The 22,453-nt window shown below is 62.0% G+C and carries 21 protein-coding genes; 10 read left to right on the top strand and 11 right to left on the bottom strand.

Annotated elements, in window-relative coordinates:
- The first annotated feature begins 42 nt into the window (after positions 1 to 42).
- Together QM716_RS21780 and QM716_RS21775 are read left to right on the top strand one after the other, a co-directional pair.
- Positions 43 to 1,758 carry an amidohydrolase gene (locus QM716_RS21780; RefSeq protein ID WP_283306195.1) on the top strand — a complete coding sequence of 572 codons (1,716 nt, stop codon included), beginning with the start codon at positions 43 to 45 and terminating at the stop codon, positions 1,756 to 1,758.
- Positions 1,758 to 3,092, top strand: coding sequence for an MFS transporter (locus QM716_RS21775; protein WP_283306194.1), 1,335 nt, complete (start codon positions 1,758 to 1,760; stop codon positions 3,090 to 3,092). The genes QM716_RS21780 and QM716_RS21775 overlap by 1 nt, the downstream gene beginning before the upstream one ends.
- Positions 3,093 to 3,228: 136 nt before the next feature.
- Here QM716_RS21775 and QM716_RS21770 read toward each other — a convergent pair whose 3' ends face one another.
- From QM716_RS21770 to QM716_RS21755, 4 genes are all read right to left on the bottom strand, one after another.
- Entirely contained in the window at positions 3,229 to 3,594 is a 366-nt protein-coding gene (locus QM716_RS21770) for an antar domain protein (protein WP_283306193.1), read from the bottom strand.
- Positions 3,595 to 3,930: 336 nt separating this feature from the next.
- Positions 3,931 to 4,797: an alpha/beta hydrolase family protein gene (locus QM716_RS21765; RefSeq protein ID WP_283306191.1), complete on the bottom strand. Its 867-nt coding sequence runs from the start codon at positions 4,795 to 4,797 to the stop codon at positions 3,931 to 3,933.
- Positions 4,798 to 4,887: 90 nt separating this feature from the next.
- Complete coding sequence (locus QM716_RS21760; protein WP_283306440.1) at positions 4,888 to 5,211, bottom strand: substrate-binding domain-containing protein; 324 nt, start codon at positions 5,209 to 5,211, stop codon at positions 4,888 to 4,890.
- Between the two features lie 104 nt (positions 5,212 to 5,315).
- The gene (locus QM716_RS21755; protein ID WP_283306190.1) at positions 5,316 to 6,002 is read right to left on the bottom strand and encodes a nucleoside/nucleotide kinase family protein; all 687 of its coding nucleotides are present in this window, start codon (positions 6,000 to 6,002) and stop codon (positions 5,316 to 5,318) included.
- Between the two features lie 124 nt (positions 6,003 to 6,126).
- Between QM716_RS21755 and QM716_RS21750 the strand changes: the two genes are divergently transcribed.
- The 5 genes from QM716_RS21750 (at position 6,127) to QM716_RS21730 (ending at position 12,187) form a co-directional block, all read left to right on the top strand.
- Positions 6,127 to 6,720 carry a TetR/AcrR family transcriptional regulator gene (locus tag QM716_RS21750; RefSeq protein WP_283306189.1) on the top strand — a complete coding sequence of 198 codons (594 nt, stop codon included), beginning with the start codon at positions 6,127 to 6,129 and terminating at the stop codon, positions 6,718 to 6,720.
- A gap of 45 nt (positions 6,721 to 6,765) precedes the next feature.
- The gene (locus QM716_RS21745) at positions 6,766 to 7,644 is read left to right on the top strand and encodes a crotonase/enoyl-CoA hydratase family protein (RefSeq protein WP_283306188.1); all 879 of its coding nucleotides are present in this window, start codon (positions 6,766 to 6,768) and stop codon (positions 7,642 to 7,644) included.
- Between the two features lie 14 nt (positions 7,645 to 7,658).
- Positions 7,659 to 9,302, top strand: coding sequence for an AMP-binding protein (locus tag QM716_RS21740; RefSeq protein WP_283306187.1), 1,644 nt, complete (start codon positions 7,659 to 7,661; stop codon positions 9,300 to 9,302).
- An 82-nt stretch (positions 9,303 to 9,384) separates the two neighbouring features.
- The gene (gene scpC, locus QM716_RS21735) at positions 9,385 to 10,938 is read left to right on the top strand and encodes a succinyl-CoA:acetate CoA-transferase ScpC (RefSeq protein ID WP_283306186.1); all 1,554 of its coding nucleotides are present in this window, start codon (positions 9,385 to 9,387) and stop codon (positions 10,936 to 10,938) included.
- A 37-nt stretch (positions 10,939 to 10,975) separates the two neighbouring features.
- Complete coding sequence (locus tag QM716_RS21730; protein WP_283306185.1) at positions 10,976 to 12,187, top strand: PucR family transcriptional regulator; 1,212 nt, start codon at positions 10,976 to 10,978, stop codon at positions 12,185 to 12,187.
- Here QM716_RS21730 and QM716_RS21725 read toward each other — a convergent pair whose 3' ends face one another.
- Positions 12,188 to 13,015, bottom strand: coding sequence for an SDR family oxidoreductase (locus tag QM716_RS21725; protein WP_283306184.1), 828 nt, complete (start codon positions 13,013 to 13,015; stop codon positions 12,188 to 12,190). It lies immediately after the preceding gene.
- A 182-nt stretch (positions 13,016 to 13,197) separates the two neighbouring features.
- Here QM716_RS21725 and QM716_RS21720 point away from each other — a divergent pair, with 182 nt between their 5' ends.
- Complete coding sequence (locus tag QM716_RS21720) at positions 13,198 to 14,430, top strand: PucR family transcriptional regulator (protein WP_283306183.1); 1,233 nt, start codon at positions 13,198 to 13,200, stop codon at positions 14,428 to 14,430.
- Between the two features lie 4 nt (positions 14,431 to 14,434).
- On the opposite strand, the gene QM716_RS21715 is transcribed toward QM716_RS21720, so the two are convergent.
- Positions 14,435 to 14,782 (bottom strand): hypothetical protein, encoded by a 348-nt coding sequence (locus QM716_RS21715; protein WP_283306182.1) that lies wholly within the window; start codon positions 14,780 to 14,782, stop codon positions 14,435 to 14,437.
- 225 nt (positions 14,783 to 15,007) lie between these two features.
- Here QM716_RS21715 and QM716_RS21710 point away from each other — a divergent pair, with 225 nt between their 5' ends.
- Both QM716_RS21710 and QM716_RS21705 read left to right on the top strand, forming a co-directional pair.
- Complete coding sequence (locus QM716_RS21710) at positions 15,008 to 16,093, top strand: TerC family protein (RefSeq protein ID WP_283306181.1); 1,086 nt, start codon at positions 15,008 to 15,010, stop codon at positions 16,091 to 16,093.
- Between the two features lie 175 nt (positions 16,094 to 16,268).
- On the top strand, positions 16,269 to 17,198 hold the full coding sequence (locus tag QM716_RS21705; protein ID WP_283306180.1) for an alpha/beta hydrolase: 930 nt from the start codon (positions 16,269 to 16,271) through the stop codon (positions 17,196 to 17,198).
- Here QM716_RS21705 and QM716_RS21700 read toward each other — a convergent pair.
- The 5 genes from QM716_RS21700 to QM716_RS21680 all read right to left on the bottom strand — a co-directional run bounded on the left by QM716_RS21700 (position 17,181) and on the right by QM716_RS21680 (position 22,344).
- Complete coding sequence (locus QM716_RS21700; protein ID WP_349307360.1) at positions 17,181 to 17,834, bottom strand: Dabb family protein; 654 nt, start codon at positions 17,832 to 17,834, stop codon at positions 17,181 to 17,183. The genes QM716_RS21705 and QM716_RS21700 overlap by 18 nt on opposite strands.
- Before the next feature lie 10 nt (positions 17,835 to 17,844).
- Positions 17,845 to 18,192 carry a hypothetical protein gene (locus tag QM716_RS21695; protein WP_283306177.1) on the bottom strand — a complete coding sequence of 116 codons (348 nt, stop codon included), beginning with the start codon at positions 18,190 to 18,192 and terminating at the stop codon, positions 17,845 to 17,847.
- 45 nt (positions 18,193 to 18,237) lie between these two features.
- A complete protein-coding gene (locus QM716_RS21690) occupies positions 18,238 to 19,731 on the bottom strand; it encodes an MFS transporter (protein ID WP_283306176.1) in 1,494 nt (497 codons plus the stop codon).
- Positions 19,732 to 19,897: 166 nt separating this feature from the next.
- Entirely contained in the window at positions 19,898 to 21,361 is a 1,464-nt protein-coding gene (locus tag QM716_RS21685) for a benzaldehyde dehydrogenase (RefSeq protein WP_283306175.1), read from the bottom strand.
- A 92-nt stretch (positions 21,362 to 21,453) separates the two neighbouring features.
- A complete protein-coding gene (locus tag QM716_RS21680; RefSeq protein ID WP_283306174.1) occupies positions 21,454 to 22,344 on the bottom strand; it encodes a LysR family transcriptional regulator in 891 nt (296 codons plus the stop codon).
- Positions 22,345 to 22,453: the final 109 nt, after the last annotated feature.

The following is a 22,453-nucleotide window of genomic DNA, read 5'->3' as shown; positions in this document are numbered from 1 at the left end:
CTGCACCACCACGCGTACCACCATCTCGACGAAGGACCCACCATGCGCAAGTTGCACACGCACGAAGCCTCGCCGCTCGACGCCACCGCCACGATCTTCACCGGCGCCAAGATTCACACCGTTGACGACAGCACGGCGGGAGCCGAAGCGTTCTTGGTGTTCGGAAACCGCTTTGCAGCGGTGGGAACACTCGAGGAATGCCGCACCGAGGCGCGTCGCCTGAGCACTCGCACGATCGCGGTGGTCGAACTCGCGGGTGCCACCGTCGTCCCCGGATTCGTCGATCCGCACGCACACCCGCTGATGTACGGGCAGATGCTCAGCTGGGTGGACTGCGGTCCGGAGAAGGCTCACTCGATCCCCGGAATCATTGCGCTGCTTCAGGAAGCGGCACTCACAGCGCCCGCGGGTGTCCCGATTCGCGGATATGGCTACGAGCACCGCAACCTGATCGAAGGGCGTCATCCGCTCAAAGAAGAGCTCGACCAGGTCGCCACCGATCGCGAGGTCTACCTCATGAACGCGAGCGGTCACGGCGGCGTCGTCAACTCCTTCACTTTCGACAAGCACGGCATCGATGCGAACACCGAGAGCCCGGCCGGTGGAGAGTTTTTCCGAGATTCAGACGGCGAGCTGACGGGCGAGCTGTCCGACGCCGCGTGCAACATCCTCACCGGCGTCAACGGAGTGAAGGTTGGTCATCACGGACCCAACTTCCATCTCGAGGACGAGCCCGAAGAGCACCTCCGCCAGCTGTCGGTCGCTCAGGACAAGTTCCTGGCCGGTGGCGTCACCACCATCGGTGACTGCCAGGTGACCCGTCGTGAATTCGACATGTACCTGCGTCTGGCCGAGCAGGATCAGCTCAAGACCCGGGTCTCCATGTACATGCTCAGCCACCTCCTCGATCACGTCATCGACACGGGAATGCACGGCGCCTTCGGCAATTCGCGGCTCGCGTTCGGCGGCATCAAGTTCTACGCCGACGGCACTCTCGGTGGCTGGACCGCATACTTCCCCGACGGTTACGTGGGTGACCCGTGCCGCACCGGGCAGCTCTACCACGAGCCGGCGGACTACTCGGAGCTGATTGCCAAGGCGCACTCGGTGGGTCTGCAGACCGCGACGCACGCTCAGTCGCCGACGGCCATCGACATGGTGCTCGATGCCATCGAAGCTGCGCAGAAGGCTCATCCCGACACCGACGCGCGTCACCGCATCGAGCATTGCGGACTGCCGACGGCCGAGCAGATCGCCCGGATGAACCTGGCCGGTGTCTACCCGGTGAACCAGCCGCAGCACTACTACAACTGGGGCGAGGGCGTCACCGCTGCGATCGGTACTCCGGGTGAGCGGTTCAACCCGCTCGGTGAGTTCATCGCTGCCGAGGTCCCCGTGACCATCAGCTCCGACGCTCCCGTCGCAGAGCCCAAGCCGCTCGAGGCAATTCAGGCAGCCGTCACTCGTGTGACGCGTCAGGGCCATCAGCTCGGCTCCGATGCACTCCGTATCACTGCTGACCAGGCATTGCAGGCTCACACGCTCAATGGTGCGCGTGCGCTGGGCCGTGAAGCGGAACTGGGCAGCATCTCGGTCGGCAAGCGGGCCGACTTCGTGATTCTGGGCGCGGATCCTCTCGAGGTTCCGGCCGACGCGATTGCGCAGATCGATGTCCGGGAGACCTGGATCGACGGCGAACTCGCACATTCAGGTCATAACCACCTATTGTCGAGCACTTCGACCACCGAGGAAAAGTAATGAACCGAGAGCAACAGATCGTGAAGGCTCGCAAGGCGGGATTTGCAGCCTTCGTCGGTACAACTATCGAGTGGTACGACTTCTACGTATATGCCACGGCGGCCGCGCTGGTGTTCGGTGACATCTTCTTCCCACCCGGAACCGACCGCCTGACCGGTGTTGCGGCGGCGTTCGCGACGTACGCCGTCGGCTTCTTCGCTCGCCCGCTCGGCGGAATCGTGTTCGGCCATGTCGGTGACAAGATGGGCAGGCGCACCGCACTTGTCGTGACTTTGACGCTGATGGGCGCAGGCACGTTCCTCATCGGCATGTTGCCCACCTACGCGTCGATCGGATTCTGGGCGCCGTTGCTCCTGGTTGTTCTTCGCTTCGTCCAGGGCTTTGCCGTCGGCGGCGAATGGGGCGGTGCCGTCTTGATGGCCGTCGAGCATGCTCCCGAGGACAAGAAGACCTTCTACGGCGGATTCGCCCAGCTGGGCAACCCGGCCGGCGCGCTTCTGGCCACCGGTTTCTTCAGCATTCTCTCCACTTTCGGCGATGACGCACTGCGCGAGTGGGCTTGGCGTCTGCCGTTCCTCTGCTCGGCGCTGCTGATTCTCGTCGGCTTGGTCGTTCGCCTGAAGGTCGAAGAGTCCCCGGTTTTCGAGTCCGAGGTGAAGTCCGCGGACGTACCGGAAATGCTGCCGCTCAAGTACGCGCTGGTGACCAACTGGCGCCCGATCATCCTGGGCATCGGCATTCTGCCCGTCGCAGTCGGCGGCTACTACCTCGTGACGACTTTCATCACGGCGTACGCAACCGACCCCGATGTCGGTTTGTCCGAGACGTTGATTCTCAACGCGCTCAGTGTCGCGGCGGTGGTCGAGTTGATCGCGACTCTCGGAGTGGCGTGGCTCGGCGACAAGGTGGGACGCGTCCGCGTCGTCATCTGGGGTCTTGCCGCGGTCGCAATACTCGCCGCACCGCAGTTCTTGGTGCTGAAGTCCGGATCCGTGTTCCTGATCTTCCTGACCTTCGCTGTCATGCGACTGGTGCTGGCTGCCACGTACGGCCCGATTGCAGCTGTTCTGTCGCAGATGTTCAAGCCGCAGGCGCGCTACACGAGCATCTCGTTGGCGTACCAGGGTGCCGGCGCTATCTTCGGCGGATTGTCACCGCTGGTGTCGACGCTGATGTACAAGGCCACCGGCAGCATCTGGCCGGTCATCGCACTGCTGATCGGCATGTGCATCCTGAGCATCGTCTGCTTGCTCTTCGCTCCGCAGCATGTGGACGAGGCGACCGATACCGACGGTGTACCGCAGGGCCTGAACAAGGAATCGGCTTCCGCCTGACTACCGAGAATCGGCTTCCGCCTGACTACCGAGAATCGGCTTCCGCCTGACAACTGCAGACACGACGCTGGGGCAGTACACGGAAAACGTGTACTGCCCCAGTTGTCGTTTCAGCTCAGTTGTCGTTCAGCGCCGGTTACGCGCCGACGAGATGGCGATGAAAGTGATCGCTGCGTCGGTGTGCCTGGCTGAGATTCCTGATCTCACGCAGCCAGAAGTGAGACGCCAACGCATTGTTGCTTCCATATCCGGTGCCGGACGTGTCTTCGTCGATCAGGGCGACAAGCGCCTTGATCAGGCTGGCGACCTTGAGGTTGTTGGTCTGAGAATGTCGGACCAGCAGGTCGGCAGCTTCGTCGGTGCTGCAACGGTAGAGGGTGCAGACGATTTCGATCCCACGCTCGCGGATCCGGCCCGAAGTTGTCGGGATCCGTAGACCGTTTGTCGTGTTGCTGTTCGTCTGGTTGTTCGTGTTGTCGGGGTGAATCATGGTGTTGATCAAGGTATTCCTTTGAACCACGCAGGTTTTGGACCTGTGCGGTGTGTAGCGCAAGTTGATACTGGTGCAGTCGGTACGCGATTGGCGGCGGACCCCGTCGGAGCCTTCGGCCTGGTCAACAATCTGCGGGACTGATGAAAGTGCGTAGTGATCAAAGGCGCGGATTTGCACGGAACTGGAAGTCTGCCCCTGGAACGAATACTGGAACTGTTGTTCCGGGCGAAGCGACCGGCTGCCTGACTGACGGCTGCCCTCTGATAACCCCACCGTACGTCATCGATGCGCTTTCAGCTAATTCCTTATCGGGCGATCGTGATCACAAGGGGTGCTTTTACCTGCTCAAGAGGCGTTTACGTGGTCGATTATTGCTTGCTTGGTGATAGCCCAGGCGTTGGTTGTCGGGTTCCCGAATTCGCCGTGGCCGACGCCGGGTAGTTCGATCAGATCGACCACATCGCCTGCTGCTCGGGCGGCACGGGCATAGCGTCGGCTCTGTTCGATCGACACGACCTTGTCACCGAGTCCGTGGATCGCCGTGACAGGAAGACCGGTGGGGAGGTGTTCGATCGGTGATGCGATGCGGTAACGGTCCGGATGATCGACGGGCATGCCGCCCAGAAGATTTCGAACAAATCGATCTTTGCCCGCGGTTGCGGCGAGCGTCATGTCGAAGACACCGGCCATGATCGTTGCCGAGCGAACCGCCACGCTGAGGTCTGGTTCCGGAGCGTCTGCACCCTGTTGTGATCGCGACGCGACCCAGGCGGCAAGCTGTCCGCCCGCGGAGTAGCCGGCGATGTGTACACGGCTCAAATCCAGTCGCCCGGAAGCTCTTTCCTGAACAACACCGGCCAGGGCGTTGGTTGCAGCAACGGTATCGGAGAGCGTGGTCGGCCAACCGCCTTGTCCGCCTACACGCCTGTATTCGATGTTCCAGACCGCAATTCCATACGGGGTCAAGGTTTTTGCCCAAGCGCCCGCGTATTCGAGATTGCTTTTCTGAGCCCAACCGCCACCGTGGATCAGGACTACGACCGGCAGGTCGCCGTCGGATCCGCTTGGAAGATACAGATCGCCGAACGTGTCTGCGGTTGCGGAGTAGGCGATGCGTACGGGAGCGACTTCTCGGTCGAGACCTGCCGCACTGCTGACAGACAGGAGGAGAGTGAGAACACAGGCGAGTGCTACGGCGAGGTACCCGGCCAAGCGGTCGCGGGAGCGGTGCGCGATGACCTGATTCCTCTCGGCGTGTGACGGACGATAATTCGGAAATCAGTCTATCGGTGCCGAGTGAATTCATGGTGTCAGTGAAATTGGCGTGCTTGCTCGCACGCGTACTTCGCTACGTGCATGGCTCTGTGCTGCGGGTTCGTCGCCGTCGATCAGGGTCAGCAGCGCATTCACAGCCAATGCCGCTTGCTCTTGGGGAAAGAAATGGAGTGCGGTGATCGTGGGATCGGAAATCAGCAGGGCAGGTTCGTCGCTGTCCTGCGCAATCAAGACGCTTCCAGGAATCGACAGGCCGAGATCGTATGCTGCCCGAGTTGTTCCATGGTGGCGAGTCCCTGCCTCGGCGTCAGTACATCGGTGGCTCGGTGCTGCGCAACTCTCGAGCTTCAACGTGAAAAACAATTGACAGGATCCTCAACGAAACGAGTTCAATACGAACGTACGTATTGTCATTGAAAAGCGTGCGTGAACTGCGTCTTCATCCCTGCGCACGGTCATTTTCGGGGTGATGCAGGATGGCGAGCTGGTTGACGAGAAGGTGCAGGCACGATCTCGACGATCAGATCCGCACGTGACCTGACTGCCCTGATCAGGTCGGCGTTCGGTTGATCCACCCGTCTCACCCACTCGGCAGCCGCTCCGGAACTCTTTCCGAAGCGGCTGTGGCGTTTCACCAAGCGTTCCGTGCGAGTTGCCTCCGGAACGTCGAGATACCAGACCTCGTCGAGTGCCGCACGCACTTCCGGCCACCCATCGGCCGGTAGGAGGAGGTAGTTCCCTTCGGTGACGATCAACGGTGTATGTGGATCGACGGCGGTTGCACTGCCGATTGATTCGTCGATCTCGCGATCGAAGGCGGGTGCGTAAACAGTGGTATCCGAGGCTTGGAGTCGGCGTAGTAGAGCCGCGTATCCGCCGGCGTCGAAGGTGTCCGGAGCGCCTTTGCGCTCACGCCTGCTCAGCTTGTCGAGTTCCCGATTGGCAAGATGAAAACCGTCCATCTCGACGATGGCGCAACGAGAACCCAGTTTCCGTGCAATTGCCTGTGATGCCGTCGATTTTCCGGCTCCCGGTGCTCCCGTGATGCCGAGAATGTGCCGGCGGTTGTCGGTGATCAGGGAATCAGCTCGTGAGGCAAGTTCATCGAGCGTCAGTGAGACGGTCGGCGGAGTGGTCTCCACGCGAAGCTCCATCCTGTATGCGGGTCGGGTTCCCCGAGCGTACGCGCGGAGCCGAGACCTATTGACAGTCTAAATGGACTGTGAAACTGTGAGCCATGCCACTCGAGAAGCTGGAGGTGTGACGGTGACCCTGCGTGATGTGCAGCGCGAAGCGACACGCCACCGAATTCTCGACGCAGCAACGGATTTACTGATTGCTGACGGGTATTCGTCGTTGACGACGCAGTCGGTGCAGACCGCTGCTGGGGTCAGTCGTGGCGCTCTGCTGCACCACTTTCCGAACATGCAGGAGTTGACTGCGGCGTTGGTGTCGAACATCGTCGTGCGGAACGAGGCGGCGGTAAGAGCGGCGATGTCTCGGCAGGATCCGTCGGTGGACACGATCGAGAACTCGATCTCCGCTTTGTATTCGGCGTTGACTCGGCCGCCGTTTCAAGCGGAACTCGAACTATGGTCCGCAGCTCGGACGGATCCGGGGTTGGCAGAGGTTCTCCGAGAATCGGAGCGCGTCGCCGGACGGGATCTGCAGCGAGTTGTCCACGACGCTTTCGGTCCCGAAATTGTTGCTTCCGAGAACTATTCGCAGATTGCAGATCTGACGGTGCTGATGCTCCGTGGTTTGGCGCTGTCCCGGGCAGTGCAGAAGAGCGACGCCTCTGCACGTCGTTCGATCAGTCAATGGGCAGGCGTAGTTCGCCTGCTCCTCACCCAGAACTAGCGCAACTCGTTCCGATCGAGGTGTGCTCTGTCGACAGGACCGATGATGACGGATTTTGCGACCCTGAAGTACGAGACCTCGGGTGGTAAAGCGTATATCACGCTCAACCGCCCCGATCGGCTCAATGCGATCGACGACCGGATGCCGTCGGACATTCGAAATGCAGTGGCAGCAGCCAACGACGACGACGATGTTCGCGTGATCATCTTGCAAGGTGCGGGCAAGGCGTTTTGTGCCGGGTACGACCTCAAGAAATTCGCCGAAGGAGACCTCGACGGAAAGTGGAACCAGGGCCCGGTATGGGACCCCATCAAGGACTTTCGGGGGATGAAGCAGAATACCGACGACTTCTTCACGCTCTGGCGATCGCTCAAGCCGACGATCTGCAAGGTTCAGGGTTACGCAATCGCAGGCGGGAGCGACATCGCGCTGTCCTGCGACATGCTGATCATGGCCGACGACGCCCGCATCGGATACCCGCCTGCACGCGTCTGGGGTTGTCCGACTACGGCGATGTGGGTGTACCGACTGGGAGCCCAGCGCGCCAAGCGAATGTTGTTGACGGGAGACACTATTGACGGTGTCACTGCGGCCGAGTGGGGTTTGGCGCTCGAAGCGGTGCCGGCTGAGGAATTGGACTCGGCGGTGGAGGCTTTGGCGGATCGCATCGCCGGCGTCCCGCTCAATCAGTTGGCTATGCAGAAGATGATGATCAATCAGGCGTACGACAACATGGGGTTGCAGGGCACCCAGGTGCTGGCAACCCTGTTCGACGGAATTACGCGTCACTCTCCAGAAGGGCGCTGGTTCAAGGATTTTGCCGAGCGCGACGGATTTCACGCCGCGGTGCAGTACCGCGATTCCGGGCGCAAGATTCCAGACGGAGGCGGGCCGCTCCCCGCGTCCGACACCCCTCCTCGATAGAAAGTGGATGTGAGATGAGCAGTGTTCTCGAAACGTCGTACTTCCCCGCTGACATGTCGGACCCGATTGCGGAGCAAACGGTGGGCGGGCTGCTGCGAGAGTGCGCCGCGGACTCTCCGAATCTGATGGCAATCAGAGAAGTAGTTCCGGTGCAATCGCATTCGTTGTCCGGGGCTGCCGAAACCGATCGCACGTGGACGTTTGCGGAACTACTGGACGAAGCGGAGGGGTGCGCACACTACCTCTTGTCACAGTTCGATCGCGGAGATCGGATCACCGTCTGGGCTCCGAACGTTCCGGAGTGGATGATTCTGCAATACGGCGCCGCGCTCGCCGGAATGGTTCTGGTGACTGCCAATCCGGCGTTGGGAGAGGAGGAACTGGCGTACGTCCTGTCGCAGTCCCAGTCCCGCGGGCTCTTCCACGCCGGAAAGTTCCGCGGCGGTGACATGGCAGCGGTTGCATCCGAGGCAATTTCGATTGCAGGACAGGAGGTTCTGGCAGTCAACTTCGAAGACTGGGATCGTCAGGTTCGAGGTTGGACGGGCGAGCGAGGCGCACTGCCGGAAGTCTCTCCTGACGACAACGCGCAGATTCAGTACACGTCGGGAACCACCGGTGTGCCCAAGGGTGCATTGCTGCATCATCGAGGATTGGTCAACAATGCCGATTTTGTCAGTCGGAGAGGTCAATTCCCCGAACGGGGTTCGGTTGTCTCGGCCATGCCGCTGTTCCACACTGCCGGATGCGGCATCCTGGTTCTCGGTGCCGCACAGCGAAGAATGTCCATCGGCCTGATCCAGTACTTCGATCCGACTGCGGTTCTCGATGCGGCGGAACGCTTTCACGCTGACGTCGTCAGTGGAGTACCGACGATGCTGATCGCCATGGTCAACGACGACACCTTCGCGAGCCGCGATTTCTCGGCGTGCTCAGTGGTCGTATCCGGTGGATCGTCGGTACCGCCCGAACTCGTCAGCACGGTGGAGTCGGCATTCGGTGCGGGATTCAGCATCGTGTACGGACAAACCGAGGCCAGCCCCGTGATCACGCAGACCAGTCCGGCCGACACCCCCGAAGACAAGTCGGAGACGGTAGGCCTCGCGTTGCCACAGGTCGAGGTGAAGATCTCCGACGTCGTGACCGGGGACAGCGTCCCACTCGGCGAACAGGGTGAGATCTGCGCTCGTGGGTACCTCGTCATGACCGAGTACTTCCGCAATCCCGAGGCTTCGGCCGCCACCGTGGACAAGGACGGTTGGTTGCATACCGGCGACTTGGGGGCGATGGATCAACGTGGATACGTCCGGGTCACCGGTCGACTCAAGGACATGATCATCCGCGGCGGGGAGAACATCTATCCGCGTGAGGTCGAGTCCGTGATCTTCACGCATCCGAAGATCCTCGATGTGGCGGTCGTAGGTGTTCCCGACGAGGTGTGGGGTGAGCGGGTGGTTGCCGTGATCCGCTGGAAGGACGAGTCCGACCAACCGACTGCCGCCGAACTGGTCGAGTTCTGCACCGAACGACTGGCGCGCCACAAGGCGCCCAAGGAATGGTTCAGCGCGGAGGCGTTCCCACTGACAGGGTCGGGCAAGATCCAGAAGTATCGGATCGCGAGCTTGGTCGGCGAGGGCGTGTACGGCGTCGTCAGCTGATCGGATCGCATAGCACGTCGGAGTGATTCTGTCTGGGTTATCCCCGTAAATCGCTTCGACGTGCCCTGTTTAATCTGGTGGCGTGAGTTCAACCTTCGGTGAGACCGGACACAAAGCCACCTCCAACCGCATTCGCGCCACAGCCTTTGCGTCGAAGGTGATGTCCGCGTCCGACGCTGTGAAGTTCATTCACCCGGGCGACACGGTCGCGATCAGCGGTTTCGCAAGCGCCGGTACACCCAAGGTTGTCATTCCGGCCCTGGCCGAGCGCATTTACCAGACCCGCGGCACCGGATCGAACTTCACGATCAATCTCCTGACCGGCGCTTCGGTGTCCACCGAGACCGAAAGGCTGCTCGCCGAAGTCGACGGAATCGCGCTGCGCATGCCGTATCAGTCCGAGGCCACCGCACGTCGCCGGATCAACGACGGTCGCATGGACTACGTCGACATCCATCTCTCCCACGTGGCTCAGCAGGTGTGGGAGGGCTACTACGGCAATGTCGACGTCGCGGTGGTCGAGGTCGCCGGTATCACCGAATCAGGTGAACTGATTCCCTCCGCGTCGATCGGCAACAACAAGACCTGGCTCGACGTCGCCGACAAGGTCATCCTCGAAGTCAACTCCTGGGTGCCCGAGGCGATGGAGGGTATTCACGACGTCTATTACGGCACTGCGTTGCCGCCACATCGCAAGCCGCTCGAGATCATTCGCGTCGAGGACCGGATCGGCCAGACTACGTTCCGAGTGGACCCGACCAAAGTGGTGGCCGTTGTCGAGACCAACTGCCGCGACAGCGCGAGTCCACTCTCTGCACCCGACGCCGTCAGCGAGGCGATCGCCGGGCACGTACTGGAATTCTTCGACTTCGAGGTGCACGCCGGACGGATGCCGGCCGATACGTTGCTTCCGCTGCAGGCGGGCATCGGCAATGTCGCCAACGCGGTGCTCGGAGGTCTCGATCGCGGCCCGTATCGCGGCTTGACCTGCTACTCCGAGGTTATCCAGGACGGGATGCTGAAGCTGATCAAGGACGGCACCGTCGCGCACGCGTCGTCGACGGCTTTGGCGCTCACCGAAGAAGGCATCGAGGAACTGACTGCGAACATCGACTTCTATCGCAACCACATCACGCTCCGTCCGCAGGAGATCAGCAACCACCCCGAGATCGTGCGCAGACTCGGAATCATCGCCATGAACGGGATGCTCGAGGCCGACATCTACGGCAACGTGAACTCGACGCACGTCATGGGGACGAAGATCATGAACGGAATCGGCGGCTCGGGGGACTTCGCCCGCAACGGCTACGTGTCCATGTTCCTGAGCCCGTCGACGGCCCGAGGTGGTGAGATCTCGGCGATCGTGCCGATGGTTCCGCACGTCGACCACACCGAGCACGACACTCAGGTGTTGGTCACCGAGCGGGGGCTGGCGGATCTGCGAGGCCTGTCACCGCGGCGCCGCGCACGCCTGATCGTCGACAAGTGTGCTCACCCGGAGTTCCGGCCACTCCTCCACGATTACATCGCTCGCGCCGACGCTCAACCGGGTGCCGGGCAGACGCCGCACCTTCTGGGTGAGGTATTCGCGTTTCATCAGCGCTACATCGACACGGGTTCGATGCGGCTTTCCTGACGCCAGGCAAGGCCGCGCACAGTGAGAGAATGCGAGGGTGAGCCGAACCGGGGTACCTGACGACGCCATACGCCGAGTCGCTGCTGCAGGGGCGGACGATGCCGGTGGCCTCCCCGTCGAACTGCTGGGCGACTTCCTCGACGTGCTCAGCGAAGCTGTCTGTGATGGGAAACCGCTTCAGCGTCGTCAGCTGCACCGTTTCCGCGCCCGCGGTGAAGAAGCAGCGCAGCAGGGTGTGGCTCTGCGAGCCCTGCTCGATCTGTATCTCTCCTCGGCCTGGCGCCTGTGGCGTGAGCTTCCCGCTGTTGTTGCGGCACAATCGGATCCGAATGCCGTCGTGGCGGCCGGCGAAGTCATGTTGCGCGCCGTCGACGATGCCGTGGCCGAATTGGCCGAAGGATTCCAGTTGGCCAGGCGATCGCTGGTTCGCTCGCAGGTATCGGCACGCCGCGAGTTCGTCGACGACTTGTTGACCGGCGGCGCTGACGTCGTCGGATTGTTGGGTCGCGCTTCAGGATTCGGTCTCCACCTCAGTGGTCCGCATGCCGTGGCGGTAGTGAACGCTGCTCGCGAGTTCACCGACGACAACCTCTTGGTTCGGGCTGTCGAACGTGCCGTTCTGGGCAGCAAGGGTGACGCCGACGCGCTGGTTGCCAGCAAGAGCGGCAAACTGGTCGTCGTTTTCGCGGCGCCGGACCGCGATGCCGTCGACCATGTGTTGGCCGGCATTCGGTCGGCTCTCGGACCCGTAACCGATGACGACGGGCGAGTGCAGTTGCAGCGACGCGCATTGGACGGCACTTGGCAGATCGCAGTCGGGCGCCCGCGCGCCACCGCTTCGGGCGTGGTGGCGTCCTACCGGGAAGCACTCGACGCACTCGACCTGGCGCAGCGACTGTCGCTGAACGCACCGATCATCGACGCCCGCGATCTGTTGGTCTACCGCGTCCTGGTCAACGACAGACCAGCGGTCACCGACCTGATCCAGACGCTTCTCACACCACTGCTCGAGGCGCGCGGCGGCGCTGAGCCGATGATCGACACACTGCTTGCGTACTTCTCCGCCGGCGGCAACACGGCGAAGACCGCCCGAGACCTGCATCTGTCTGTCCGCGCGGTGACGTACCGCTTGGACCGCATCCGCGAACTCACCGGCCAGAACGTCAACGACCCCAACGACAGCTTCGCGCTGCACGCAGCTGTACTGGGCGCGAAGCTGCTCGATTGGCCTGCCGCCGAGCTGATCTGATCAGCTTGCGCGGGCACGCTCCTCGTAGGCAGCGCGCGCTGCGGTGTCTACGTCGCCGAGAAACTGCGTTTCGACGCCGAACAGGCGGCTCAATGCCTCGTACGGTCGCCGGGGGAAGAACCCTTGCGCCTGGACGAGTAGTCCGGACGCTCGCGTAATGCGCACGCGTGGTCGAGGTTTGGTGATCAAGCCGACGACGGCTTCGGCGATTTCTTCCGGCTGAACCTCGCGGAATCCCTTCATTCCCGAAGTGCCCGAGGTGAGTTGGGTGTTGGTGAGCGTCGGCAACACGGACGAGACGTGCACTCCGGTGCCACGAACTTCCTTGCGGACCGAATCGGTGAATCCCAAGACTGCATGCTTGGCGCCGCAGTAGGTCGACAAACCCGGGCAGGGGAGTTCGCCGGCAAGCGAAGCGATATTGATGACGTGCCCGCGCTCCCGCGGCAGCATCCGCCGCAACGCGAGCTTGGTTCCCGTGATCACGCCGAGGACGTCGATCTCGATGATGCGTCTGGTCACGGTGTCGTCCTCGTCGACGATCCGGCCGACGGGCATGATGCCCGCATTGTTGACCAGTACGTCGATCGGGCCGAGTTCACCTTCGACGGTGTCGAGGAAGTCGAAGAACGAGGCGGGATCGGTGACGTCGAGGCGCCCGAACGTGCGGATGCCCAAATCCTGCGCCGCCTGCGTCGAAGTGTCTTCGTCGATGTCGCCGATCGCGACCGTCGCACCGAGGCTGATGAGCCGCTTCGCGGTGGCGTACCCGATGCCCCGGGCGCCGCCGGTGATGACCACTACCTGACCGTCGAAAGGCTTGTTCATTTGCTCCAGTGTCTCCAAAAGATAGGGGGGTGGGGTTGCAGTGAGGTGAATCTGCAGTGAGATGTGATTGTGGACCAGCCGAAACCGGGTTACTAGGGCTTCATGCCCGAACTCAAACGCCAGGTTTGTGACAAAGTCACAATTGGGGCCGCGAATCGGTGTCACGAATCGGAGAGGCGGATATGGACACATCGGAGTTGGACGGCTGGATTGCAAATCTCGCACCCATCTATCTCCAGCCGGAGGTGATCGATGGTTTTGTCCAACGCATCGACGACGCCATTGCCGTGGCCAATCCGGAAGTCGCAGCGGACAGGGAGCTACGACGCGATGTGGATGCAAGCACCGCGGCGCAGCTCCGCGTCATCGTGGCCGCGATCGCGGGCGGTTCCCAGGAGGTCACGCCGCCGGCGGAGTCGGTTGCGCTTGCGCTCACCGTTGCCAGGCGCGGTATGGATCTTCGAGTCCTGCTCAAGATCTACGGCGCCGGACGCCTCGCGATGCTGGGCTTCGTCGACGAGTCGATCGAGGCACTCCCGATCGGTCCGGAACTCAAACGCGCACTTCTCGTTCGGGTGTGGGGTTCGGCGATGCGATGGCTGGAGGTGACCACCGAATTGTTGGTGGCCACTTACGCGAAGGAGCGGGAGAGCTTGGCGCGCGGCGCTTTTGCGCGTCGATCTGAGACGGTGCACGCGATTGTCGCCGGCGAAGCTCTTCACTCCGAAGAGGTTTCGCAGATTCTCGACTACCCGATGCGGCGCCACCACACTGCGTTTGTTCTCTGGACGGACGACACCGACCCGGCTGCAGACGTACTGGCCCGGTTGGACTCGTATGCACGTTCCTTGGTGGATGAGTCGAACGGCGAGCGTGTGCTGACGCTACCTTCGGGTGCGCGCGAAGTGTGGTCGTGGGTCGCGCATTTCGACCACCTGGAGTGGGCGTCGCTCGATCATGCTCGGAATGCGGATCTTCGTGTCGCAGTGGGGGCTAGCGGTTACGGAATGGAGGGATTCGCTCGCAGTCATCGCGAGGCGCTCGCCGCGCAGCGCGTCGCAGTCCGGTCGACGGGTTCTTCGCCCGTTACCGTCTACGAGGACGTTCAGGTTCCCTGTCTGCTTACCGAAGATCTGGGCGAATTGCGTGCGTTGGTGGCTCGGGAACTGAAGGGCCTGGCCGGCGCGGACAGCGTCACGACGCGTCTCCGTGACACCGTCCGGGTCTATTACGAGAACAATTGCACCGCAGCCGCTACGGCCGCGGCGCTCGGCTTGCACAAGAACACTGTGCGGTATCGACTCGATCAGGCCGAAACGCTACTAGGTCGCAGCGTCGACGATCGACGCCTGCCGACGGAGTTGGCTCTCATCGCTCTGGAGAGCTACGGGGTCGGCATCTTGCCGGCCGGGTGATTCGCTACTGCATCTCGTCGAGTCCGGGGAGTGAGTAGCCGGAGTTGTCATCCCAATCGGCAGGGGTGTCGTCGAGTGAAACGTCCCAGCCTGCATCCGGCACTGCTCTGCGAAGCTCGGTCAGAGCGTTGAACCAGTAGACGAGCGAAGGGATTACCTCGGTCGGATCGCTCGAGATCTTGGTCGAACCGTTGAGCAAAGTGTTGGGGATATCCGACGGGTAGAGGTCCAGGACCTCGTAGTCGAACGGAAATTCGTCGTTGTGGACGGCGACGAGTCGGTCGACTTCGGCCTTCTCGTCGTCGGTCAGCGGTGTGGTGCGGACGGCGGAGTAGTACAGCGAGGTGCTCATGCTTGCCAGGCTAGAACAGGATGCCTTCCTATGGCGCTTTCGACCCCGGCACTTTCAGATTGCATGGTTTCGGCAATTTTGGGTGTAAAAGTCGTCGATATTTCGACGGGGATGGATAGAAGTCGGCAAGGAACACTGGAGGAGACGGCGAGACGGCCGTCCGAACCCAGTGAAGGAGCGCCCCGTGACCACAGTCATCAGTGCCATTCGGGTAGGTGGTCAGCGATGAACGTTCCCATGTGGGCGTGGGCCGCGTTCGCCGCAGTCATCGTCGTCATGTTGCTCATCGATCTGCTCGCCCACCGCGGCGCGCACGTCATCGGCTTCAAGGAAGCAGCCTGGTGGAGTGCACTCTGGGTCGGTTTGTCTCTCGTGTTCGCGGTGGTTGTCACCCTGACCTTGGGGGTGAACTCGGGCGTCGAATTCACTACAGCCTGGCTGTTGGAGAAGAGTCTCTCCGTCGACAACCTCTTCGTGTTCGCCCTGATCTTCGGTTACTTCAAGGTGCCCCGTGAGTACCAGCACCGCGTGCTGTTCTTCGGTGTCATCGGCGCCCTGATCTTCCGCGGCATCTTCCTCGCCGCCGGCGTTGCCGTGGTCAGCAAGTTCACGGCCGTGCTGTTCGTCTTCGCCGCGATCCTGCTCTACAGCGCATACAAGCTGCTCAAGGACGACGACGAGAGCTTCGATCCGGGAACGTCGCTGGCAGTTCGCCTGCTTCGCAAGATCATGCCGGTCCGTGAGGAATACGCAGGAACCAAGTTCTTCGTCAAGGAAGCCGGAAAGCGCGTCGCAACACCGCTGTTCGCCGTCGTCGTCGCCATCGAAGCCGCCGACCTCGTGTTCGCAGTCGACAGCGTCCCGGCAGTGCTGGCAGTGAGTGACGATCCGTTCATCGTTTACTCCAGCAACGCGTTTGCGATCTTGGGTCTGCGTGCCCTGTACTTCCTGCTCTCGGGTCTGCTCGAGAAGTTCCACTACCTGTCCAAGGGTCTGTCGATCATCCTCGCCTTCATCGGTGTGAAGCTGATCATGCAGGCCAGCCACAAGGTGATCAGCACGTCGATCCCCGAGATTCCCTCACTGGTCAGCCTCGCGGTAATCATCGTGGTGTTGGCAGGCTCGATCATCCTGAGCCTCAAGAAACCGCTACCGGAAGCGCCTGACGCCGAGGAGGTTGCGTCCGGTGACACTCCGGTCGAGCTCGAGAAGGCAGGAAGTGATGCCGCGGCAGAGGCTTCCGGCATCGAACTCGCGGCCGGCGATCGCGATGATGACGACGACAAGGTGGATGCTCGCAGTAGGAGCTGACACCTGATCGGCTGAACCGAATCGGAAAGGGAGACCACACAACGAGGTGTGGTCTCCCTTCTCGTTTCTCACGACTCTCGCGATAAAACAGACCACTGATCGGGAAGGTGTGTTCTCACTCGGCCGGGGGCGATCTACCTTGGCGAATGCCCGACGTCCGAGATCAGGAGTGCCCATGACAATTCACGCGGAAGTCGTCACGATGCTGGCCACGCTCAACGCCGCATTTCCGGACGTCACCAGCTTCGAGCCGTCGGAGTTACGTGCTCTGCTTCGGAATCGACGAGTCCCGCTGGAACGGCTTCCCGATATGCGTGCGGTCGAAGATCTCGCAATCGACGGCCCCGGGGGAAATATGTCGATGCGCGTCTACCGCCCGCACACTTCCTCCGACGCCATTCCGCTGATCGTCTTCGCTCACGGCGGAGGCTTCGTGTTCTGCGACCTGGACAGCCATGACGAATTCTGCCGGTCCATGGCGCAAGGTGTCGGCGCCGTTGTGGTCTCCGTCGATTATCGTCTGGCCCCTGAACATCCCGCACCGGCAGCACACGACGACGTCTATGCCGCAGTGGAGTGGGCAGCGAAGCACGCGGCAAAGTACGGCGCAGACCCGAGCAGGATCGTGCTTGCCGGCGACAGCGCCGGTGGCAATCTTGCTGCGACAGTTGCCATCGCCGCCCGCGATCGTGGAGGTCCGGCGGTTGCGGCGCAAGTTCTCATCTATCCCGTGGTCGACGACGATTTCGAGACCGAGTCCTACCGTCTCTACGGCACCGATCACTACAACACCACCACTGCCATGAAGTGGTACTGGGACCAATATGCGCCCGAGCGCCGAGATGACGTGCGGGTGATACCTACTCGGGCAGAGTCGTTCGCCGATCTTCCCGCGGCCGTCATCGTGACAGCTGAGCTGGATCCGCCGTGCTCGTCCGGCGACGAGTACGCGAAACTGCTTGCCTCGGCCGGCGTCCCAGTGCAGCATCATCGCTTCGACGGGCTGTTTCACGGGTTCCTCACTATTCCGTCGTTGTCGCTCACGGAACCGGCACGCCGGAAAGTTTGGGCGATGATCCGCGAGGCGTCAGCCGTCACTCGGTAGGATCTCGTCGCTCAATTCGCCGAAGGTATGACAGATTCTTTCCCGCACAATGGCTTCGGTGCATTCGGGGTCAAACCATCGATCAACGACGCCCCAATGGATCGGATGGTCGAGGTATTGGGTCTGCAGTGACTCGAGATCGGTGAACTCCTGCTCCCACACGTGGGTCCACGGTGCTTCGTCACATGCAGATGTTGCGCCGGTCGCCGCGCTCACTCGACTGAGACGCCAGGCAGTGATTGACGAGATATGCCCGGGCATCTTCAGCAAGTCACTTTCGAAGCGTTCGATCGCGTCCTCGGGGGTATGGGGTGCAACGCGAATGAGCAGCGCTCGGTACACCCCGTTCGGTCCGGTGGCGCGCGAGCGACCCTCGGTTCCGGAAGCGTACTCGGCGCCGTGAAAGCGCTCGACGGCGTCGTGGTGAAGCCCGGCGTCAACGGCCCCTCGAGCGGCCTGCCATGACGCTTCGTCCTCGAACTGGAGATGCATGATCAGATCTCCGCCGTTGATGACGCCGGGCAGTGTGGCGGTGACGAGATGGCGAACTGATCCCGAAAGTTTTGCCATGGCTGCAATGGTGTTCATCGCATCGGCCCAGCCGTCCGAGTCCGTGCTGTCGGCAGCAAAAACCACCCTTGTGACGTTATACATCGACCAGTCCCTCGACGTCGTCGGCAGTGGCAGCCATGGTGCGGCTTCGTTCGGCAATGAGCGGAGCCATTGCGTCCCACCATCGCCTAAAAGTGGTGTCACCGCGGCTCGAACGAGTCATCGCCCACCAACCGGCGGTCCCTTCGACGGTCCACGTGATCGTGACGATGTTGGACTCGTCCGCGGACCACAGCGGCGGACTGACAAGTATGTTGTCGAGAGTCAGGTTGCGGCGACTAGCATTCGGCAGGTAGCCGGCGCGAAATTCGTCGACAAACTTCTTCCCACATCCGGGATTCGTGACTATCCGGTCGATCACGTAGAGCGTCTCACCTGCCATCTGCGCAGGCTACGGTGCGCCTAACACCCTGCGGTACCACCGATCTCACGCAGCGGGAGGTTGTTCTGCGGGGGCTGGGGAACGTGCCGGGCGCAGACCAAGCCACCCGACCAAACCGACGAGGGCGAAGGCCACGGCGGCGGTCACGAACGTCACGGTGAAGGCGGATTCGCTGGGCAGCGCGGCTACACCCTCGGGCAGGTTCGCGATGGTCATCGAGGCGAGAATCGTGGTCACCACTGCACTGCCCATGGCGCTACCGGTGGAACGGGAGATCGAGTTGATGCCGTTGGCTATTCCACTCTGGCGATGCGGAACACTCGACATGATGATCGCGGGCATGGCCGCGTAACCCAGGCTGACGGCGGCGCCGATCACGATGCCGGCCCCGATGACCGAGGCGGTGTGCGTGTGGTCGTACGCGAGCCAGGCGAACGGCACCGCACCACAGATCGCGGTGAGTCCCAGGACGAAGCGTGGCCCGCGCACTCTGATGAGGCGCCCACCGATCGGTGCTGCGATCAGCGAGGCAATCGCTCCCGGCAGTAGGAATTCCACCGACGCACGCAGAATGCTGGCGTCGAATCCGTATCCCGTGAGGGCGCGGGGAAGCTGTGCGAGATAGGAGATGCCCAGGAAGTTGGCGAACATTCCGAAGCCCACCATGACCCCCGCCAGATTCGCCATCATCACAGGCCGGTGGACGAACATCCGCATGTCGACCAGTGGTTCGTCGACGATCCTCTCGATCCAGACCCAGACTGCGAACATCACGATCGAGGCCAGGAAAACACCGATGGTCAAGGGCGAGAACCAACCCCATTGGTGGCCTTGCGAAATCGACAACAAGAGCAGGAGGAGTGCAGCGCCCAGGCTCAGTGCACCGATGACGTCGACGCGGCCGCCGCTCTTGTGCTTGGTTGCCGGCACCAGCGTGATGACGGCGATCAAGGCCAGCAACGCGAACCCGGTTGCCATCCAGAAGGCGTTGCGGTAGTCGGCATCCGGAGCCGATGTGAGCAGTCCGGTGGCCACGAGGGCGAGGCCGCTGCCGAATGCAAGAGTTCCGCTGACCAATGCCATCGCGCCGGGAAGCTTGTGTGGGCGAACCTCTTCGCGTAGGACCGAAAGAGCCAGCGGGAAGATGGCGGTGGCGGTTCCCTGTAGGACGCGTCCGAGAATGAGAAGTGGCAGATTGTGTGCCAGCGCGGCGACGATCGAACCGATGACCATGACGATCAGAACGCCGACCAGCGTGCGCTTCTTGCCGTGCTGATCGCCGTAGCGGCCCAACAGGGGAGTGAAGACGGCAGCGGAAAGCAGGGTTGCCGTCGTCACCCAGCTGATGCCAGCCGACGATGCGCCCAGATCGGACTGAATGCGTCCCAAAATCGGAACGGGCAGCGTCTGCATCATCGAGACGATCATCGCGGCCAGGCTGAGGGCCCCGATGATGATGGCCTCGCGGCGCGGTGATGCTACGACGGATACATCCGGGGTGTCGCAGACCGTTGGCTGCGTAGCACTGTCGGTCGTCACTGAATTCGTCAAGTGGGTCCTTCTCGGGAATTACAAGAGAAAATGCTTAATGTGGCGAAGTAATTTTCTCTGGATGGTAAGTCCGCGAGATCGATCCCGTCAATGCTGGTCAGTGAGCCCCTGGGATGCGCCTGGTATTTGTCGGACTAGCTCGGTGTTTGTCGGACTAGAAGGGGTAGACCGGGAGTGTGCTCTGGGCCGTCACCCACTGCGTTTCGGTGAAGGCGTCGAGGTTTGCGCCGATACCGCCGACGCGGCCACCGTTACCCGAAGACGCCATGCCGCCGAACGGGATGACGGCTTCGTCGCCGACCGTCTGATCGTTGATGTGTACGAGGCCGGTGGGGATCTGTTGGGCGAGTTCGAGTCCGCGCATGGCGTCGGAGGTCAGAATGCCCAGCGACAATCCGTATTCGGAATCGTTGGCTATGGCGACGGCTTGTTCGACGGTGGCAAAAGAGGTCACCGGTGCGACCGGCCCGAAGACCTCGTCGGCGAAAGCCGGCGCGGTCAGTGGGGTGTCGGCCAGCACAGTGGGCCGGTAGAAGAGATCCTCGTAGGTACCACCGGCAGCCAGTTTTGCTCCGGCCGCGATGCTTCCGGTGACCAGGGAGTGGATGTGGTCGCGTTGTTTGGCGTCGATGATGGGGCCGAGTGCGACCTGACCGGTGAACGGGTCGCCTACCGGAAGCTTGTCGGCGCGTTCGGCAAGGAGTGCGGTGTAGTCGGCGGCGATACTTTCGTGGACCAGTTGACGGCCGGTGGTCATGCAGATCTGCCCCTGGTGCATGAACGATCCGAAAGCGCCGACAGATGCAGCCTTTTCGAGGTCGACGTCGTCCATGACGATCAGCGCATTGTTGCCGCCGAGTTCCAGATGCGCGCGTTTGAGGTGACGGCCCGCCAGTTCGCCGACAGCGCGTCCTGCCCGGGTCGACCCGGTGAATGCGATGACGCGAACGCTCGGATGAACCACGATTGCCTCACCGGCGTCAGCGCCGCCCGGCAGCATGCTGAACACCCCGGCGGGCAAGCCGGCTTCTTCGAAGATGCGAGCGAGAACCACACCGCCACAGATCGCCGTGCGCGGGTCTGGCTTGAGTATCACCGAATTGCCCAGTGCCAGTGCGGGAGCGACTGCACGAATCGACAGGATGATCGGAAAGTTGAAAGGTGCGATGACGCCGATAGTTCCGACGGGTACGCGACGAGAGAAGCTCAGCCGAGGTTGCTCCGAGCGCAGTACCTCACCCACCGGGTGTGCGGCCAGGGCTGCGGCGTTGTAGCACTCTTCGGCAGCGGTATGGGTTTCCAGTCCGGCCTTGGCCGGGATGCTGCCGGCCTCACGAATCACCCATTCGCCGATTTCGTCGGCGTACTGCTCGAACAGGTGACCGGCGCGGCGAAGAACGGCGGCGCGTTCGGTGTAGGGGCGTGCTGCCCAATCCTTCTGAGCTGCAGTCGCTTTTGCTGCAGCGGCTGCCACGTCGTCGGGGGTTGCCATGCCCACTGTCGTCAACTGCTTGCCCGTGGCCGGTTCGACGACAATGCGATCGTCGGCGCTACCGCGGACCCATTCACCGTCGAAGATCTTCGATTCCCACACAGGTTCGCTCAACAAACTCGACATGGCCGCTCCTCGGGAAAGGGATGCGACTGCGCGCCGCATCACATGGTTACCCACCACGTTGCTCTGTGAGGAGGCCTATCGCCATCACACTTTCATTCAGTGAAAGACGGGTTCATCGCGTCCTTGAGTGCTTGGATCAGATCGGCGAACTCGGTGGAGTAGGTAATACCGCTGCGGGTCACCCCGGACACCGGAATTCGCAAGCGGCCGTGCGATTCTCGCATGAAGCTGATTCCAGCACGCGGAGATTCGCCTGCGGTGATCGAATACAGCAGGGTCCAGGCGCGAGGGTTGGTGATCACGTCCAGCGTGGCGGTGTGATCGCTCGGAATTGCGGGGCCCAGTTGTACGCGTCGATCGATTTCGCGGAACGCGTCCTCGACCACCTTGTGGATGAGCACCTGACTTTGGCGTGGCGGCAAGAGCAGGGGATATGCGGCCAGATCGTTGAGGTCGACGCTTTGCTGACCGGCCAAGGGGTGCCGGCTCGACATGACGACCAAGAGGTCCTCCACGCCGAGGTCCAAAGGCTCGAGCCCGGGGCGGTCGACGCCGCCGCGAATCAGTGCGATGTCCGCGTCACCGGAGGCTACGGCGTCCATGCGGTGGGCAAAACTCTTGATGACGAACTCGACGTCCAGGTCGGGATGAAGTTCGCGCACGTGCGCGATGGCGTCCAGCGTCTGAGTGGCAAAGCTCATGTTTCCGGTGATCCGGATCCGGGCTCTGGGGTCGCGTGCGACGGAGTACGCCATCGTTTCGAGGCTGAGGACTTGCTGCGCGATGGGCACCAGCCGCGATCCTGCCGGGGCCAGGCGAACAGCTCGGGTGGAGCGTTCGAAGAGCGTCGCGCCCAGTTCCTTCTCCAGTCGCGCGACCTGGTGGCTGATCGCCGACTGCGAGATGAAGCAGCGCTCGGCAGCTCGACTGAAGCTCAGTTCCTCGCTCACGACGAGGAAGTACTTGAGTTGGCGGAAGTCCATGAGGACAGCTTACTTATGAGCAATCGAGATAACAGTCTTGCGAATACTCCAGCTAGCTGGACCGGACCCATGATCAGTCCATACCGTAATAGTCATACTTTCAATTTGG

The organism is Rhodococcus sp. IEGM 1409 (genome assembly GCF_030056735.1).
Taxonomy (GTDB): domain Bacteria; phylum Actinomycetota; class Actinomycetes; order Mycobacteriales; family Mycobacteriaceae; genus Rhodococcus_F.
This window is presented reverse-complemented; position numbering and strand designations above follow the sequence as displayed.